Origin of the sequence: Methylocaldum sp. 14B (assembly GCF_002005105.1) — a bacterium.
Classification (GTDB): Bacteria; Pseudomonadota; Gammaproteobacteria; order Methylococcales; family Methylococcaceae; genus Methylocaldum.
This window is the reverse complement of sequence record NZ_MSCV01000009.1, coordinates 116,084-133,459: the sequence shown is the minus strand read 5'-3', so window position 1 is coordinate 133,459 and position 17,376 is coordinate 116,084. Positions and strand designations below refer to the sequence as shown.

Genomic DNA, 17,376 nt, shown 5'->3' with positions numbered 1-17,376 from the left:
TTCAAACATGCATTCCGAACAACTATTGGCCGACTGGCGAGAAAAAGCTTTTCGCTTCGAGTCGGAAATCGAAAAAGCCATCATCGGCCAGCCGCGAGCAATCCGGCTGATGACCATCGCCGTGTTCGCCCGCGGCCACGTGCTGCTGGAGGGCAACGTCGGTGTGGGCAAGACCACTTTGCTGAGAGCCGTGTCACTCGCCATCGGGGGCGAGTACGAACGGATCGAAGGGACCATCGATTTGATGCCCGCCGATTTGATCTATTACACCTACCTCGACGAGAACGGCCGGCCGCGAGTCGATCCAGGTCCCGTGCTCAAGCACGGTGAGGGGCTTTCGACCTTCTTCTTCAACGAAATCAACCGGGCGCGTCCCCAGATTCACTCGTTGCTGCTGCGCATCATGGCCGAGCGCAGCGTCACCGCATTCAACCGCGAGTTCCGATTCCCCTATCTTCAGGTGTTCGCCGACCGCAACCGGGTGGAGAAAGAGGAAACCTTCGAGCTTCCGGCTGCCGCCCGCGATCGGTTCCTGTTAGAGATCGCAATGGACTATCCGAGCGACGCGGATATCCTGGATCAGCTGACCTTTGATCCGCGGTACCACGATGCCAACCGTCTGCTCGGGGTGGTGACGCCGGCCGTGCTGCCTTATCGCGAGCTCGACGAGATCGCCGCGGCCATCCAGAGCGGCATTCAGGCCAGCCCGACGCTGCGTGCCTATACCCGCGACTTGTGGCGCGCCAGTCACGAACCGGAGCGGTTCGGCATCTCCGTGGCCGACGCCGACATGTCCGAGCTCATCCAGGCCGGGGCGAGTCCCCGCGGCATGAGTTATCTGATTCGCGCCGCGCGCGTCCATGCCTGGCTCAAAGGCCGCGACCGGGTCATTCCCGAGGACATACAGGGCGTATTCTATCCGGCCATGGCTCATCGGGTGTTCCTGAAACCCGCTTACGAATACCGGCGCGATGAACTGGTGCCGGGATTGGTGGATAAAATCCTCCATTCGATTGCCGCACCGTGATTGCTAGCCTGCATTTCTCACACCCCTTCTACTGCGGACGCCGATTCGCTCGCCGTGGCGCACCGTACTCTTTCGCGCCGGCTCGACGTCGTAGGTCGGCAATCCTTTGCCGACGAGCGTGTGTCGGGAAAGGATTCCCGACCTACCACGACGCCGCCACTCAGTCCGTGCGGCGCGCCGCACCGACGCCTCGACGTCCTCGCTACGAAGGGGTGTGAGAAATGCAGGCTAGGCATACCGAGGAATTCCATTACCGGGTTTCCTGGCGTTCCGATGCCGTGCGCCCCGGCTTTCATCCGAGCCGGCGCTCCGGCAGCGGCGAGCGCTTTCATGGGCTCGCGCCCTTGCTGAAACACCCGGATCCGCGCCGGATCGATCTCCGGGCCAGCGTGCTCGATCCCTTCGGCGGCTATGCCGTCCGGATCTACGAGCAACGCAGTGCCATCAAGGTGTTCGCCATCGTGGATTTGTCGGCGTCGATGGAGTTTCGCGGCACCGGTTCCAAAATGGACACGCTGGCCGATTTCCTGGCGTCTTTGGCCTTGTCCGCGTACCGCACCGGCGACTCCTTGGGAATCATCGGTTGCTCGGAAAAGATCCACGCCGAATTTTCCCTGCCGCTGTGCCGTCACCCCGCCATGGCTTTGAACCTGGTGAGGCGTCTGCGCCGGTTTCGACCCAAGGGGACAAACGCCCGTGGCCTGGTGGAAGCGGCGCGATGCGTGCCCAATTCGCGTTCATTGGTTTTTCTCGTCTCCGACTTCCACATGCCCTTGACCTTGGTCAAACGGATTCTGGTGTCTCTGGGGCCGCACGATGTAGTGCCCTTGGTATTTTGGGACGCGAGCGAGATGGGGGGCGAGGCTACGCTCGGATTTCGCCGTATGCGCGACCTGGAAGACGGTTCGGAGCGCTTGCTGCTGTTACGCCCGAAGCTTCGTGCGCGGCTGGAAGAATCCTACCGGGATCGGCGGGAGCGTCTGGTTCATCTGTTCCTCAGTCACGGGCGGGAGCCGCTGTTTCTCGAAGAAGGATTCAAGGCCGACTATCTTACCCGGTATTTTCAGCGCGCCTTATGAAAAGGACGTACCTCGCTTTTCTGCTGCTTTTTTTAGGCGCTGCTGTTTCGCACGGCGGCGAGACTCCCGGCCCGGTCAGGGACTTTCAGGTCTCGACGCCGCGTCCATTCGGCTATGCCATCGGTGATGTTATCCTGCAGACGCTGAATGTCGCGGTCGATCGGGAAGCCTTGCTCGACCGAAATTCGCTTCCTCCGAGCCGAATCAATCGCTGGCTGGAACTGCGGGAGGCGAACGTACGGGAGTCGGAGCACGACGGTCTGCGCCGCTATTCGATAGAACTCGCCTATCAAAGTTTTTACGCGCCATTGGAGGTCAAGAATCTGGCGATTCCCGCCTTCAAGCTGGCCTTTACCCACGGTGAGGATGTCTTCGAACTGGAAGTGCCGGCCTGGCGTTTCACCACGGCGCCGATTCGCGAGCTTTCGATTCTTCGGGAGGAAGGGCTGGAGCCGATGCAGCCTGATGCGCCTCCCGCGCTTCCGAGCCGAACCGGTCCGCTCCGAGGACTGGCTTCGGCCGCCGCCGCCGGCGCGGGGGCTGGATTGTACCTCGTTTATCTTTACGGCTATCTTCCCTGGCAGCAGAGAGGCCGCCATTTCAGAGCGGCCTGCCGCTCCGTCCGGACCTTGAGCCGAGCATCCGGGACGCCGGACTATTCCTCCGCCTATACCGCCATCCACCGGGCGTTCAACGGCGTAAACGGGCAGCCGCTATTTTCGGATCATCTGGAGGCATTCTTTGCCGATCATCCGGCATTCGAGCCTTTGCGCGAGGAAATTGCCGCCTTTTTCGCGAGCTCCTACGATTTCTTTTTCACCGAACGGCCCAAGGACAAGTTCGTCGGGAACGAACTTGGACCGCAAAGCGGGCCCCGAAGGGGCGAACCCCAGAGAGGGGGGGCGCAGACGGAATTTCCGATGCCCAGGCTCTTCCGCCTTTGCCGGGACTGTTACGACGTAGAGCGGAATCTTCGATGAATCTGGCGGTCGATCATGCCTGGGTTCTGCCGTTCCTCGGCCTCGCTCTGCTGCCGCTGGTCCGTTTGCCGGTGACTGGCTTCGATGCGCCGTGGAATGCGTTGCTGCCCGCCGATGCGCAATCGCGCGTCTGGACCTGGCTGATCAAGCTGATGGGCGTCGTCGCCATCACCGGTCTGGTGCTCGGACTCGCCGGGCTGCATCGGGAGGAATATGCGGTCGATCGAGTCGGTAACGGCGCCCATATCGTGTTGCTTCTCGACCGCAGCCAGAGCATGGACCACAGTTTCGCGGGGCGTGCGACGTCGGGCGCCGAAGAGGCGAAATCAGCCGCGGCAGAGCGCTTGCTCAGCGAATTCGTCAGCGAACGAAAGAACGACCGGACCGGCGTCGCGGCCTACAGCACAGGCCCCTTATTCGTACTGCCCCTGACCGACGACCGCGAGGCGGTGCTGGCCGCGGTGCGCGCCTTGCGTTTGCCGGCCCTGGCGCAAACGCACATCGGTAAAGGCTTGCTGCTGGCGCTGTCGTACTTCGCCGGCCAGGCGCTCACCGGGTCTCGCATCGTGCTGCTGGTGTCCGACGGCGCGGCGGTTGTCGATCCGGACAGCGAGCAGAAACTGCGCAAGCTGTTCAAGGAGCATCAAATCCGCCTGTACTGGATTTTTCTCCGGACTCTCGGAAGTCCCGGCATCTTCGAAATACCGGAGTATCCGCGCGACGATAACGCGAGCGTCCGGCCCGAGCGTTATCTGCATTTGTTTTTCGAAAGCCTCGGCATCCCGTACAAGGCATACGAGGCGGAAAATCCGGCTGCCCTGCGTCAGGCCATAGCCGATATCGACCGGATCGAAAGCCTGCCGATCCATTATCAGGCACGCATTCCGCGCCTCGATCTGACGCCGCTCTGCTACGGCGCGGCAGGTTTCGCGTTGCTGCTGTTGATCGGCGTGAAACTCTCGGAAGCTGAATCATGGGAAAAAGCCTAGAGCTGAAAATCGCGCTGCTGGCGCTAGCCGTTTCGACCATCGCCGGAATATTGGAATGGCAGGAGCTCCGGCGGATCGAGCTTGCCGGGGAGCAGGTTCGAAGCTTGCTGAGCGGCACCGATATTTCCCCGGACGATCGAGTCCGTGCGGCGCCGGAAGTGAGGCTGGCTCGGGCGGTTTATCTCGCCGGCAAGGATCGTCATGAAGAGGCCCTGGATGCCTACGGCTATCTGGTCGACCAGGGCAATACCCGATTTCGCGTTACGGCCCTGTTCGATCTCGGGAACCTGCACCTGCGACGCGCCTTGACACACGTGGAACAAAACGAAATCAACCGGGCGCTGCCGCTGGTGGAATTGGCCAAGGATGCCTACAAGAAGGCGTTGCGCCTGGACCCGAACCACTGGGACAGCAAATACAACCTGGAAGTCGCCATGCGGCTTCTGCCGGAAATGGACAGGATTCGCCGCGAGGACGGAGAAGAGGAAAACGATGAAGAAGAGGGGGCGCTGTGGACCACGGTGCCGGGTTTTCCGCGGGGCCTGCCTTGAAGTTGTCCACCCGCGCACGCGACCCGCGCTTCGTCTGTCTGGCTCTGGCCTTGCTCAGCGTCGGGGTTACGCTTTTCCATCCCACCCTGAAGCTGTCGCGGCCGGTATTCGATCACATCGTCGTCGTCGACATTACCCGGAGCATGAACGTCGCCGATTATCGGGTAGAAAGCCGGTCGACGAGCCGCTTGGAAACAGTCAAGTCCGCCTTGCGCTCGGCCCTGCGGGAATTGCCCTGCGGTTCTCGGTTGGGGCTGGGGCTCTTCACCGAGCGAAGATCCTTCCTGCTGTTCGAGCCCATCGAAGTCTGCCGCGGGTTCGAAGCGGTCGATACCGCCATTGAGCACATCGATTGGCGCATGGCCTGGGGTGCCGACAGCCGCATCGCCGATGGACTCTACGATGCCTTGAATCAATTTCAGAATTACGGTTCGAACCTGGTTTTCGTTACCGACGGCCAGGAAGCCCCGCCTCTCAATCCTCGCTACAAGCGGGAGTTCGGCGCTTTCAAGGGCAAGCTCAGGGGATTGATCGTTGGAGCCGGGGGGCTGAGCCCGGCGCCCATTCCGAAATTCGACGAACGCGGCGAAGCCGTCGGTTTCTATTCGGAGGACGACGTCCCTCACCGATCCTCGTTCGGGCTGCCGCCCAAGCCGCCTTCCGAGATCGAGGGCTATCACGAGCGGAACGCGCCGTTCGGCAGCGAGCGGGTGATCGGGACCGAGCATCTGTCCTCGCTCAAGGAAGACTATCTTCGCCAACTAGCCGACGAGACCGGACTCGTTTACCGGCGGCTGGAGAAACCCGAGGAATTGAGCTTGGCGCTTAAGAGCCCGGAGTTCGCGCGCCTCGAAGCGGTTGCCGCGGATATTCGCTGGCTGCCTGCCGGCCTGGCTCTGGCCGCGCTGGTCGTGCTTTACGGCATTCTGCCGTTTAGGCTCCGCTGATGGATAGCACGGTTTATATCGCGGGGTGAAACCTGTCTTGAGCTATGTCGAAAGGCGCGCTCCCACCATTCTTTTTCATTAACCCGAGGAGTTGTGTATTCCATGAAAATGATCGTTCCTGCCTTGTTGACGCTCGGTTTGGCTTTTTCCGCCGGAGTTTCGGCCCATGGTCCGACACCCCAGAAAGTGGTCGAAACCGTCGAAATCGACCGCCCCATCGAAAAAGTCTGGGAGACGGTCAAGGAGTTCGGCGCCGTCGCGCAATGGAATCCGGCCATCTCGAAAAGCGAAGCCCAAGGCGGCAACAAGCCTGGCGAAAAGCGTACCCTGACTTTTCCGAACGGCGAACAACTGGTGGAGGAACTCGACTTTTACGACGAAAAAACCTACGAGTACGACTACCGGCTGATGGAAGCCAACGTCAAGGCGCTGCCGGCGAGTTCCTATTCCGCTGTATTGAAGCTGACGCCGGCGGGGCAGGGGACCAAGGCGGAATGGAAAAGCCGTTTGTATCGCGGAGACACCGGCAATTTCCCGCCCGACGAACTGAACGACGAGGCGGCCGTTCAGTCGATGCAGGCTTTATTTAAAGCCGGCCTGGAAAATCTCAAGCGCATCGCCGAATCCGATCACTGATTTTCAAGAACGTCAGGTACGTTTGTCGGCAAGGGATTGTCGACCTACGGAGCTACCGATCCGAGGCTGTCGCAAGGCCTTCCGAGGCCCGCCGGCTACGCTTTGCAAACAGGATCTCCTTTCGTTTATATTTCGTTACCGCCACTTGGAGGAGAAGGGATGCCGTCCAAGGTTATGGAGGCACGGCAAAGGCGGAGTGCACGATTCTCCGATGGTTGGCCACTTTATGGATTACAGCGAACGAGCGGAGGGCAAGGATGGCCGAAAAGAAGAAACCCGTCGAATGGCTCCGACGAATGGTCGAGGCCGCGCATCGAGGCGTTTTGGTACCGCACGCCAGCGAACCCTTTCCCCACGCCTATCGGCAGCCCTCCGACGCCGGAAAACTTAGTCGAAATATCGCTGATTCCCACAAGAAAGCCGAGAAATCGGAGCATCTGGCGATCAGGCATGTCTTCGACGACTGTTTGCTCATCGGCATCTACGTCACCCAGTATGGAGAGATCGTCTATGCCAACGACAAGCTGGCCAAAATTCTCGGATATCCCAAGGATCAGCTGATCGGCATGTCACCGGTGAAATTGTTTCATTCCGATCGTCGGTCATCTCAACAAGGCGTGGTCATACATCAGCGAAGACTGGCCGTTACACCATCGGTGCCCAAAGCCAGAGCCGTCAGGAAAGATGGCGAGATCATCTGGATCAAGCGGAGCGAAGTCTTGATCTCGTATAACGGATCGAGCGCCGTCTTTGGGAATGTCGTCGACCTAACTCCGAAGAAACGGCTGAAGGAAATCGTCTGGCAGTCGAAACGGGAACTCCGCCTATTGTCCGCAAAGCTTCTCAGCGCTCAGGAGCAAGAGCGCAAGCGAATCGCTTCGGAACTTCACGACACGGTCGGACAATACCTGAGCGCCATCAAATTCAGCTTGGACAACGTCAACGTTCTGCTTGAAAACAACCAGATCGCATCCGGCCAGAGATCCTTGCGGGCTATTCTTCCCGTGATCAAGGAGGCCATTTCCGAGGTGAGGCGCATCTCGATGGATTTAAGACCGGCGATTCTCGACGACTTGGGTCTTCTCGCAACGCTGAGCTGGCATTGCCGTACATTTCAGGACATCTACGCCTACGTCGCAATCGAAAAACAAGTGGATATACGAGAAAACGACCTGTCCGGAGGATTGAAAATTTCGATCTACCGAATAGTCCAGGAAGCTCTGAACAATGTCGCCAAGCATGCCAAAGCCGATCGCGTCGTTCTTCGTTTGATAAAAACCGACTCTGCGATCGAACTGACCGTCACCGATAACGGTTGCGGATTCGAGGTGAGCGAGGCGCTGGAAAGGGAAATACGACAACGCGGTCTGGGGCTCGCAAGCATGCGTCAGCGGAGCGAAAGCTCGGGCGGGTCCTTTTACATCGAATCCGCTCCAGGCATCGGAACGACCATTCGCGCGGTGTGGACCGGGTAGAATCTTCTTCTCCGTTTCCGGTCGGCGACGCTTGGGGGCGAAACCGCCCGGACGTGTAGCGCTCGCTGCCGAGGGCGCAACCATAAGCCGGAAACGCTCCCGGATGCAGTCCCTATCTCAGAACTAACCCTTTCTCTATAGCATATGCAGTCAGTGCCGCCGCGCTATGAAGATCCAGCTTTTTCATTAAGTTCGCGCGGTGGGTCTCCACGGTCTTCACGCTGAGGTGCAGATATTGCGCGATTTCCTTGTTTTTATGGCCCTCGCCGATCAATTTCAAAAGCTCTCGCTCCCGATGGGTCAAGCTGTCCCATGCTGACCGAGGCTCTTCCGCGCTCTTGACTTGCAGATACCCCTTTATGATTTTCCCTGAGACGCTCGGACTTAAGTAGGTCTTCCCGATCAATACACTGCGGATGGCGATGCGTAGTTCCGCATGAGTGGCATCCTTTAGAACATAGCCATCTGCGCCGGATCTCAGGGCCGCAAGGATGTATTCTTCGACATCGTGCACGGTCAGTACCAGGATCTTCGATTGCGGCGCTCGTTTTTTGATTTCTTGGATGGCCTCCAAGCCCCCTAGCTTGGGCATGGACAGGTCCAGCAAGATGAGATCCGCAATGATTTCGCGACACCGCCGGATGAGTTCGATGCCGTTATGGACTTCGCAGACGACTTCCAGATCCCGATCTTGCGACAAGAGCATCCGTAATCCTTCCCGCAAAATCGTATGGTCTTCGGCTATGCAGATTCGTTTTTTTTCTTCCATGGCAAAACGCTACTTTGTTTTCGCTCATCTTCTACGGCGAAGAAGCCGAACCAAATAAGCAAAACTCCTTAGTGCCGGAAACAAAGCGAGCGTGTACGGTCAAATGATCGGATAAGCAGCGCGTTGGATGCTTGAACAGGATTTCTTTTCGACGCACAAAGGGATATGTGCTTTCCGCATTTTTCAAGGAACTCGCGGTCGTGTGCAAAATATTAATCGTCGATGACAACGCGTCTTTTCGGCGCTTTCTTAAAGCGTTTCTCAGCGATCAGTTCGCTCACCTCGGCATTGTCGAAGCCGAGAACGGTGCAGCAGCGATGAGAATAATCGACGGAGTCAGGCCCGACCTGATTTTCATGGATCTCAAGCTGCCCGGCGAAAACGGTCTCGTACTGACCCGCAAGATAAAGACAATTTATTCTCCCGCCATCGTCATTCTGACCAGCTACGACGCGGTCGAGTATCGTGAAGCCGCTTCGGCATGCGGCGCCGATTATTTCCTGGCCAAGGATGCGGCAAGCGGCGCTGAAGTCTTCTCGTTGACCCAGTCGTTTTTGTCGGGTTCTAGTCTTATTGTTTTCTCACAGCTCTACTAACGGCTGCCCGGCAGCCGGCAGCTATTCCATTGCCCCCTCAAAGGAGAGCATCAATGGGATAGGCTCGAAAATGCGGACCTTATCGATGAGATGGATCGATAAGCGGCGTTTACTCTTGATCGGCGACGGGCGCCGACGGCTGTGGACTCGTCTCTATGGCTTTCAAGGCGTGAAAAAAGTCATGGCCAGATCGACATGCTCGCGAGGTCAGGTTCGCTAGCGCGGGTTGAGGTGAAGCCCGATACATTAGCGGACCGACTATCGCAATAAAGATATAAGAGGACGCGATTTGGCTGGCGTCGTGATTAAGCCTTGTGAGCAGCATGCAAAGGGATAGGCTCCGAATCAGCATCAGGGCGTACCTGGCAACTATATCCCTGTTCCTTTTCGAATCGGCTGCCGGCGCGCAGCAACTGACGCCGGCGGAAACGCGCGGAACGCACATTTATCTCCGAGGCGAAAGTCTGTCCGGAACGCCTGTTACAGCGCTGATGGGCGACGACGATGCGGAACTGAACGGACGCGCGCTTCCTTGTGCCAGCTGCCATGGCAAAGACGGACTCGGGCGGGCCGAAGGTGGCCTGACACCGTCCAACATCACCTGGACCAATCTCGCCAAACCTTACGGCCACGCCCATTCCTACGGGAGAACACATCCGCCGTTCACCGACGAAACACTTGCACGGGCTATTACGCAAGGCCTCGACCCGGCGCGCAACAAGCTTGATAAGGGAATGCCGCGGTACCGAATGTCGGCTCGGGATCTCGCGGATTTGATCGCTTATATCAAGCGCATCGAGGGCGACCACGATTCTGGGCTGAGCGACAGCATCATCCGTGTAGGAGTGTTGATTCCGGCCGATCAAAAGGGCGAGAGAATACGGCGGGTCATTACCGCCTATTTCCGAGCGCGAAATAACGAGGGCGGCTATTTCGGCCGAACCGTAGAGCCGGTGTTTCTTGACGGCGAAAAATCTGGCTCCGGGTTAAGAACATCGATCGAGGAGAAGGATGTGTTCGCCATTTTCGGATTCGCTTCCCCTCGAGCACAAGCCGATCTTGCCGATATAGCAAAAGCGTTGCGCATCCCGGTAATCGAGCCTTCTCCGGAGTTTCCGGATCCCGAGCGCGCAGTCAATCCGTTTACGTTTTATCTGCTGTCCGGGATAAGCGAGCAGAGTCTACTGTTGGCTGATTACACGGCTCGCGTTCTCGCCAAGCGCGGCTTCGTTCTTGCGATCGTTCACGGTCCGGGAGCAGCATCGAGTATGCTGACTCAGCGCATTCTTAAACGCATTCGAAGCAAAAACCTCGGAACTCTGGAACCTATCGAATATGTCGGAACCCGCGGGCACGCCGAGGAGACTGTCAACGCCCTTCGCCAGCGTCGCGTGCGGGCCGTCATTTTTTTTCGGTACGGACGATGAACTCGGGGAGTTTTACCGGAGTGCACTGAAAACGACCTGGAGACCATGGGTGTTACTGCCCGGTGCCCTGGCCGGGACGTCGGTGCTTCAGGCACCACCGGATTTTCGTCAACGTCTGCTGATCGGTTATCCGACACTTCCCCGCGACCGTGCGCCCGAGAAGATCGCCGAACTTGCGGTCCTCGCCGGTACGCAGTCGCCTGAGCATTCGGAGGTCGTCACCTATGTTATGGCCCGCTTATTCGAAGAAGGGCTGCGGCGTGCCGGCCGGCGCTTGGGAAGAGATAGCTTCATGTCCGCACTGAAAAACCTGAACGGCTACGATACCGGTTTGCTCCCGCCAATTTCATTTGGGGACCGTCGGTGGCTCGGGGTGGCCGGAGCATACGTCGTTTCTCTTGACCCGGCATCGCCAACACAGGCGACGTGGGTCGAAGACGACAACTGATCATGCACGAGTTCCGGGAGAACGCTTTCATTAAGAAGCCTTGTTAAAACGCTTCCTCCCATGACTTGGACAGAACCATGGCCGAGTGAATGATCCCGACCATGGAATAGGTCTGCGGGAAATTGCCCCACATTTCGCCGGTTTGCGGATCGGTGTCTTCGGACAAGAGCCCAAGATGGTTCCGGCAGTTGAGCATTTCCTCGAATATGGCGCGGGCGTCTTCCTTTCTGCCGATGGCCGCCAAAGCGCCGATCATCCAAAAGGTGCAGATATTGAAGGCGTTTTGCGGTGCGCCGAAGTCGTCCGGTTCCACATACCGCATCATGTGATTGCCGCGCCGCAATTCCTTTTCCACCGCCTCGACGGTACCGATGAAGCGGGGATCATTCGCAGCGAGGAACTGAAGGTCGTGGAGAAGCAAAAGGCTCGCATCGAGTTCGGAGCCGCCGAAGCTTCCGACGAAGGTATTGCGTCCGGGATCGTAGGCATGCTCCATGATTTCGGTCCGAATCCGCTCGGCCTGGGAGCGCCAATATTGAGCGCGGTCGTGCAGCTCCATGTGATCGGCGATGCGGGCCAAACGATCGCAGCCGGCCCAGCACATCACTGCCGAAAAGGTATGGATGCGGGCGAACCCGCGGAACTCCCAGAGACTCGCATCCGGTACGTTATACAGCCGGGTGCATTGGCGGCCGAGATTTTCCAGGCGTTCGAAAAGACGCTGATCTCCGGGATGCGCGAGGCGGCGGTCGAAGAAGGCCTGGGTGGCGGCCATGATCACGCTGCCGTAGATGTCGTTCTGGATGTGCTCATAGGCCTGATTCCCGACCCGTACCGGCCTGTGATTCCGATAGCCCCTGAGAGAGCTGATCCGGCATTCGATCAATTTTTTCTCCAGGGCGATGCCGTAGACTGGCTGAAGCAGGCTATCGTCGGCCTCGGCCGCGATATTCGAGATATAGTCCAGATATTCCTCCATGGTTCCGGTCGCGCCAAGCCGGTTTAGGGCGCTCACGACGAAATAGGCGTCGCGCAGCCAGCAATAGCGATAATCCCAATTGCGTTCCGTGCCGGCCGCTTCGGGGATGGATGTGGTCATGGCGGCAATGACGGCGCCGGTTTCCTCGAAACAGCACAGCTTGAGGGTGATGGCGGCGCGGATCACGGCCTTCTGCCATTCGAAAGGAATGGACAGCGATCGGGTCCATTCGCGCCAATACAGCAGGGTTTGCTCGTAGCTTTCGCGGGTTGCTTCGGCCACCGTATAACGCAGCGGTTCGTCGGGACCGAAGGTGATCGCCGAAGGTTCCTCCAGCAGAAAGGGCGTCTCGTCCAATATGTAGGAAACCGGCATGTCGGTGCTCATGCGGAAACACATACCGGGAGCGACGAACTGGATATAGTTGGACCCCTGGATGGTTTGCATGGGTTTGACGCCGTAGTCGTAGGTCGGCCGCACTCTGACGGAAATCCGCGGCGTGCCGTTGATCGGCTGAAGCCTTCTGATCAGCCGTTGCGAACGATGCATATGGCCGTACCGTCGGAAACGCGGGGCAAAGTCGGTAATTTGCACCGCAGCGCCGTGCTGATCGTAAAGCGTGGTTACCAGGATAGCGGTGTTGTGCTCGTAGTGCTGTTCGCTATGGGAGAAATCATCGATCACGATGTCGAAGAACCCTTCCTGCACCTCGTCCTCATCGCCGTTGATCAGGCTGCAAAAAATCGGATCGCCGTCGAAACGGGGCAAGCAGCACCAGACGACACGCCCCTTGCGGTCGATCAGTGCGCTGTACATGCAGTTGCCGATAATGCCGAGTTCGAGGTTGCTCATAGCGGTTCCCTATACGTTTTGATCGTTTCAAACATGCCCGTCGCGGGCGCCACATCACCGAAGGCGCTTCGACAGACTGTCGTTTCAATGGTTCCGCAAAAAATTTTCGCCGGTATCGGCGTCGAACAGTTGAATCTTCGTGGCGTCGTAAGTCAGCTCGATCCTATCGCCGCGTTTCAGCCGGAGGTCGGGAGGCACTCGGACAATCAGAACCAGTCCAGCTGGATGAGTTCCCGGCTCGACAACCGCCGATTTGTCCCTGGATGGCCGGAGTGACGGGGCCGGCTGAACATGAAGATAAAGATCCGCGCCCAGCCATTCGACCGAAATGATTTCAGCCGGAAAAACGGGGCCGGCTTTACGCGACGTTCCCGGCAAACAAAAATGTTCCGGACGGATGCCGGCGACGACGTAGCGGTTGCTCAGGCGCTCTAACGGAAAGGAAGGCGGCAGGGGGCAAGGCCCCATAGGCAGCAGCACGCCGGTATCGCCGATCTCGGCATTCAGGAAGTTCATCGACGGCGATCCGATGAAGCCCGCCACGAATTCGTTACGGGGCGTCTCGTACAGTTCCTTCGGCGTTCCGATCTGCTGGACTTCTCCGCTTCGCAATATCGCCACACGATCGCCCAGCACCATGGCTTCGGTTTGGTCGTGAGTGACGTAAACGGTCGTGATGCCCAGCCTTTCCTGGAGGGCCGCGATCTCGGTGCGCATTTGAACGCGCAGCCGAGCATCGAGATTCGATAGGGGCTCGTCCAACAAGAACACCTGGGGTCTTCGCACGATCGCTCGTCCCATGGCTACCCGCTGGCGCTGTCCTCCGGACAGGTCCGAAGGTTTGCGGTCGAGCAGCGGGTCCAGTTGGAGGATGGCCGCGACCTCGTCCACCCGCCGCTTGATTTCGTCCCGCGCCAGTTTGGCCAATTTGAGCGGAAACGAAATGTTTTCCCTGACCGTCATATGGGGGTAGAGCGCATAGCTTTGGAATACCATCGCCATGTTGCGGTCCTTGGGGTCGAGTTCATTGATCCTGTTGCCGTCGACCCGGATTTCGCCCTCGGTGATGTCTTCCAGACCGACGATCATGTTCAGCAGGGTCGACTTGCCGCAGCCTGACGGCCCCACGAGAATGAAAAACTCGCCGTCCTTGACGGTGAAATTTGCCTTTCTGACCGCCCAGGCCCCGCCGGCAAAGCGTTTGCTCACGTGATCGAAGACGATTTCGGCCATTCTTGCTTCTCCCGGTCATCCTTTGACGGCACCGGCCGTGAGTCCGGCAATGATGCGGCGCTGGAACATCAGGACCAGTGCGATGATCGGTATCGTGACCACTACGGAAGCGGCGGCGATGGAACCGGTAGGCAGCTCGAATTGGGAACTTCCCGTAAAAAACGCGATGGCGACCGGCACGGTGCGGGCCCGATCCGTGGACGTGAGGGATGCGGCGAACAAAAAATCGTTCCACGCGAAAATGAAGACCAAGATGGCCGAAGCGACGATTCCCGGCGCCACCAGCGGCAAGATGACCAGCCGAAAGGCTTGCGACGGGGTGGCGCCGTCGACTCGTGCGGCTCGCTCCAGGTCCCACGGGATTTCGCGGAAAAAAGCGGTCAAGGTCCAAATGGCGAGCGGCAAGGTGAAGCTCAGATAGGGAAGGATCAAGCCCGGCCAGGTGTCGAAAAGACGCAGCGTGCGCCAGAGTTCGAACAAGGGACCGACCACGGATATCGGCGGAAACATGGCTACCGCGAGCGTGCCGTAAAAAATCCAGTGTTTGCCGCGAAAGTCGAGCCGAACGATGGCGTACGCCGCAAAAATGGCGATTGTTATGGACAACCCGGTGGCGATCGAAGCGATGCCCACGGAGTTCAAGAGCGCCGCCGGAAATTGCGGGTCGTTAAAGACCGTTCGGTAGTGCTCGAGACTGAGCGTGTCCGGGAAAAAACGCGCATTGCCGAGTTCGCGCCCAGGCTTGAGCGACAGCGATATGATCCAAATCACGGGCAACAAGGCGTAAGTAACAACGAGGAGACTTCCCAAGGCACCGAGGAATCCGTCCATACCTGCGAATCGTATTCGCATGTCACCGTCCCGTGCGGAGCAAGGGCGTTCCGAAGCTCTTGGTGAAGAGCAGAGCGATCGCGAGCGTGCACAGAAAAATCAGCACCGATACCGCCGAACCCAAACCCAGGTTGAGACGGGCAATCAGCGTGTTGTATCCAATCACCGATACCGATTCGGTGCCATGCGCGCCGCGTGTCAGAACATAGACCGAATCGAAGATGCGAAAAGCATCCAAGGTCCGGAACAGCAGCGCCACCAAGATGGACGGTTTCATCAAGGGCAGGGTAATGAGACGGAAGCGCTGTAAGGCGGATGCTCCGTCGACCCGAGCCGCCCTGAGCACATCATCCGGAATGAGGCTCAGGCCGGCCAGCAGCAAAAGAGCCATGAACGGTGTGGTTTTCCAGATCTCGCTGAGTATGATGACGCCGAATGCCGACCAGCGTTCGTTGAGCCAGGCTCGATCGACGCCGAGCAGGCTGTTGACGAATCCGGTGGTCGGATCGAATGCGAACTTCCAGGCGAGAGCTGCTACCACGGTGATGATGGCGTAAGGCACCAAAGCCGCCGAACGGACCGTTCGGCGTCCGAACACGGCTTTATGCATGAGCAGTGCGAGAGCGAAGCCGAGCACCAGCTCGAAAAAAACCGAAATGGTCGTGATCAGAAGCGTATTTCCAAGCGCCTGCCACCATACTTCCGAACTTAATACGCTGAAGTAGTTGCCGATGCCTATGAAATCGGGCGGAGCCGCGTGGCGTAGGTCGTAGCGGTAAAGCGAGAGCCGGACGGCATCGAGAATGGGATAGGCCGTAACCAAAGCCATCGCGGCTAGAGCCGGGGTGCAAAAAAGCCATCCTTTGACGTTCTGGGCACGCCTCATAGCAAGCCTTCCGAACGCAATGCTCGTTGCACGGCTTTCCGCAAGCGAGTCGTATCCCGGTCCGGCTCGATGTCGCGCATGGGATGAAGGGTGCGGCTGATGGCGAGGGACACGTCGGCGTAGAGCGGCGTTTGAGGACGTTCCACCGCATCGTTCAAGGCCGCTCGCAGCACATCCGCGAACGGCAGCCGGCGACGCACGGCCGGATCGTTATAAAGGGCGGACACGGTGGGTGGAAGTCCCCCGCGTTGTGCGGCGATCCGCTGATTATCCCTGCTTGCTAGGCATTCGGCCGCGTTGAAGGCGAGTTCGGGATAACGCGAGTAGGTGCTGACGGCGAGATCGATGCCTCCGACCGTCACCCGGCTGGGCCGGCCGGGCAGAACCGCGGGCCAGCGTGCCCAGCCCATGTTCGCCGCGACGTCGGGCGCGTTCTGCCGAGCGCTGGGCCAGACGAAGGTATAGTTGAGCATGAATGCCGAATTGCCGGTTTCGAAAGCCAGCCGCGCCTGGTCTTCGCGGCTGGTGGACAGCCCCGGATCGGCCGCGGGAGAAGTCGCCAACCGCTTCATCACCTGAAGAGCTTTACGGGTGGGTTCGGGCTCCAGGGAGACCTGCTGTCCCCCAGCATCCAGGACCGTGCCCCCGGCCGAGGCGAGCAGGGATACAAAAAGGACGGTCAGCCCCTCATAGCGTTCGCCCTGAACCTGAATCCGGCCATTCCTGCCCAACTTCTCGGCCGAATCGATCATCTCGTCCCAGGTATCCGGCGGTGTCGGGACACGGTCGGTTCGATACCAGAGCAATTGGACATTGGTCGTGAAAGGCGTCGCCCAGAACACATTCTTATAAGTAGCGGTTTGAACCGTTATCGGAAACCGACCGGCTGAAGCCCGGCGGGTCGATCTCATCGGCCATTCCCGTATCCAGCCCGCTTCGGCGAATTCGGCGGTCCAGATCACGTCCATCCCGATGATGTCGATAGATTCGTCGCCTGCAGCCAGGCGGCGCGTCAATTGCTCCCTTTGCTGATCGGCATCGGCCGGCAGAGAGACGACATCGATGCGATAGCGGTCTTTTGCGAATTCGGTGCAGCGCCGGGCGGCTTCTCGGAAGGCGCCGGAAGGTTCGTCGAACACATACCAGGTCAAATGAGGCGGTCCGACGGGTTCCGGATTGCGGCAGGACCACACCGGCAAACCGAGGGACAGAAGAAACAGCAGGCGCAGTAGCGCGATCGAGCACCGCGACGAGATGCGGGCCGGCCACTTGTTGACTTGAAAAAACCGTCCCGCTCTCAGGCGGTAGACGCCCATCCGGAAGTCCATTCTCCTCGGAGTTCAAACGTGCTTGTGGCCCGAAGTGGAACATCGGCACAGGTTTCGTGTCAAGTGTGGCTGAGCATTGCAAATGATCGAGAAGATGGTGCCGTTTATTGGAAATACGCTTCCCGGCATAAACTCGGGTGTTTAGCGTCGAACGTATGGCCGACGATTAATTCTAAACTAATAAGAGGACAATACAGCGGAGTGGGCTCGAGTTCGGCCATCGCTAAGTATTGTGTATCGCTCGGCAAGCAGTGCGAAACAGTTTTGTTACATGCTCGATGAGGTTCTCTTTGGCATAAAGTTTTTCTTGGGTGTCTCGCAGCCGAGGAACCGAAATATGTTA

17 protein-coding genes are annotated in these 17,376 nt (G+C 58.6%); 11 read left to right on the top strand and 6 right to left on the bottom strand.

Annotation, left to right across the window (positions count from 1 at the left end):
- The first annotated feature begins 7 nt into the window (after window positions 1-7).
- The 8 genes from B2A78_RS08760 (at window position 8) to B2A78_RS08725 (ending at window position 7,684) form a co-directional block, all read left to right on the top strand.
- Window positions 8-1,027, top strand: coding sequence for a MoxR family ATPase (locus B2A78_RS08760; protein WP_077729604.1), 1,020 nt, complete (start codon window positions 8-10; stop codon window positions 1,025-1,027).
- Between the two features lie 221 nt (window positions 1,028-1,248).
- Window positions 1,249-2,106, top strand: a complete 858-nt coding sequence (locus B2A78_RS08755; RefSeq protein ID WP_077729602.1) for a vWA domain-containing protein — start codon at window positions 1,249-1,251, stop codon at window positions 2,104-2,106.
- The gene (locus B2A78_RS08750; RefSeq protein WP_077729601.1) at window positions 2,103-3,086 is read left to right on the top strand and encodes a hypothetical protein; all 984 of its coding nucleotides are present in this window, start codon (window positions 2,103-2,105) and stop codon (window positions 3,084-3,086) included. Before B2A78_RS08755 ends, B2A78_RS08750 begins: the two co-directional genes overlap by 4 nt.
- Window positions 3,083-4,075 carry a vWA domain-containing protein gene (locus B2A78_RS08745; RefSeq protein WP_077729600.1) on the top strand — a complete coding sequence of 331 codons (993 nt, stop codon included), beginning with the start codon at window positions 3,083-3,085 and terminating at the stop codon, window positions 4,073-4,075. The genes B2A78_RS08750 and B2A78_RS08745 overlap by 4 nt, the downstream gene beginning before the upstream one ends.
- Window positions 4,060-4,626, top strand: coding sequence for a hypothetical protein (locus B2A78_RS08740; protein WP_077729599.1), 567 nt, complete (start codon window positions 4,060-4,062; stop codon window positions 4,624-4,626). Before B2A78_RS08745 ends, B2A78_RS08740 begins: the two co-directional genes overlap by 16 nt.
- Window positions 4,587-5,573 (top strand): vWA domain-containing protein, encoded by a 987-nt coding sequence (locus B2A78_RS08735; protein WP_240502453.1) that lies wholly within the window; start codon window positions 4,587-4,589, stop codon window positions 5,571-5,573. The genes B2A78_RS08740 and B2A78_RS08735 overlap by 40 nt, the downstream gene beginning before the upstream one ends.
- Window positions 5,574-5,675: 102 nt before the next feature.
- Window positions 5,676-6,209, top strand: coding sequence for an SRPBCC family protein (locus B2A78_RS08730; RefSeq protein ID WP_133715940.1), 534 nt, complete (start codon window positions 5,676-5,678; stop codon window positions 6,207-6,209).
- Window positions 6,210-6,466: 257 nt separating this feature from the next.
- A complete protein-coding gene (locus B2A78_RS08725) occupies window positions 6,467-7,684 on the top strand; it encodes a PAS domain-containing sensor histidine kinase (protein ID WP_077729598.1) in 1,218 nt (405 codons plus the stop codon).
- Window positions 7,685-7,796: 112 nt separating this feature from the next.
- On the opposite strand, the gene B2A78_RS08720 is transcribed toward B2A78_RS08725, so the two are convergent.
- Complete coding sequence (locus tag B2A78_RS08720) at window positions 7,797-8,453, bottom strand: response regulator transcription factor (RefSeq protein WP_077729597.1); 657 nt, start codon at window positions 8,451-8,453, stop codon at window positions 7,797-7,799.
- 200 nt (window positions 8,454-8,653) lie between these two features.
- Here B2A78_RS08720 and B2A78_RS08715 point away from each other — a divergent pair, with 200 nt between their 5' ends.
- From B2A78_RS08715 to B2A78_RS08705, 3 genes are all read left to right on the top strand, one after another.
- Complete coding sequence (locus B2A78_RS08715) at window positions 8,654-9,049, top strand: response regulator (protein WP_168175378.1); 396 nt, start codon at window positions 8,654-8,656, stop codon at window positions 9,047-9,049.
- Between the two features lie 323 nt (window positions 9,050-9,372).
- Window positions 9,373-10,476 (top strand): ABC transporter substrate-binding protein, encoded by a 1,104-nt coding sequence (locus B2A78_RS08710; RefSeq protein ID WP_077729594.1) that lies wholly within the window; start codon window positions 9,373-9,375, stop codon window positions 10,474-10,476.
- A gap of 49 nt (window positions 10,477-10,525) precedes the next feature.
- The gene (locus tag B2A78_RS08705; RefSeq protein ID WP_077729593.1) at window positions 10,526-10,924 is read left to right on the top strand and encodes a hypothetical protein; all 399 of its coding nucleotides are present in this window, start codon (window positions 10,526-10,528) and stop codon (window positions 10,922-10,924) included.
- Between the two features lie 43 nt (window positions 10,925-10,967).
- Here the strand turns inward: B2A78_RS08705 and B2A78_RS08700 are convergent, their stop codons facing one another.
- The 5 genes from B2A78_RS08700 to B2A78_RS08680 form a co-directional block, all read right to left on the bottom strand.
- Window positions 10,968-12,755, bottom strand: coding sequence for a glycoside hydrolase family 15 protein (locus B2A78_RS08700; protein WP_077729592.1), 1,788 nt, complete (start codon window positions 12,753-12,755; stop codon window positions 10,968-10,970).
- 84 nt (window positions 12,756-12,839) lie between these two features.
- A complete protein-coding gene (ugpC, locus tag B2A78_RS08695; protein ID WP_077729590.1) occupies window positions 12,840-13,988 on the bottom strand; it encodes a sn-glycerol-3-phosphate ABC transporter ATP-binding protein UgpC in 1,149 nt (382 codons plus the stop codon).
- 15 nt (window positions 13,989-14,003) lie between these two features.
- Complete coding sequence (locus B2A78_RS08690; RefSeq protein WP_143735111.1) at window positions 14,004-14,840, bottom strand: carbohydrate ABC transporter permease; 837 nt, start codon at window positions 14,838-14,840, stop codon at window positions 14,004-14,006.
- A 1-nt stretch (window position 14,841) separates the two neighbouring features.
- Window positions 14,842-15,705: a sugar ABC transporter permease gene (locus B2A78_RS08685; RefSeq protein ID WP_077729588.1), complete on the bottom strand. Its 864-nt coding sequence runs from the start codon at window positions 15,703-15,705 to the stop codon at window positions 14,842-14,844.
- Window positions 15,702-17,033, bottom strand: a complete 1,332-nt coding sequence (locus B2A78_RS08680; RefSeq protein WP_240502452.1) for an ABC transporter substrate-binding protein — start codon at window positions 17,031-17,033, stop codon at window positions 15,702-15,704. Before B2A78_RS08680 ends, B2A78_RS08685 begins: the two co-directional genes overlap by 4 nt.
- Window positions 17,034-17,376: the final 343 nt, after the last annotated feature.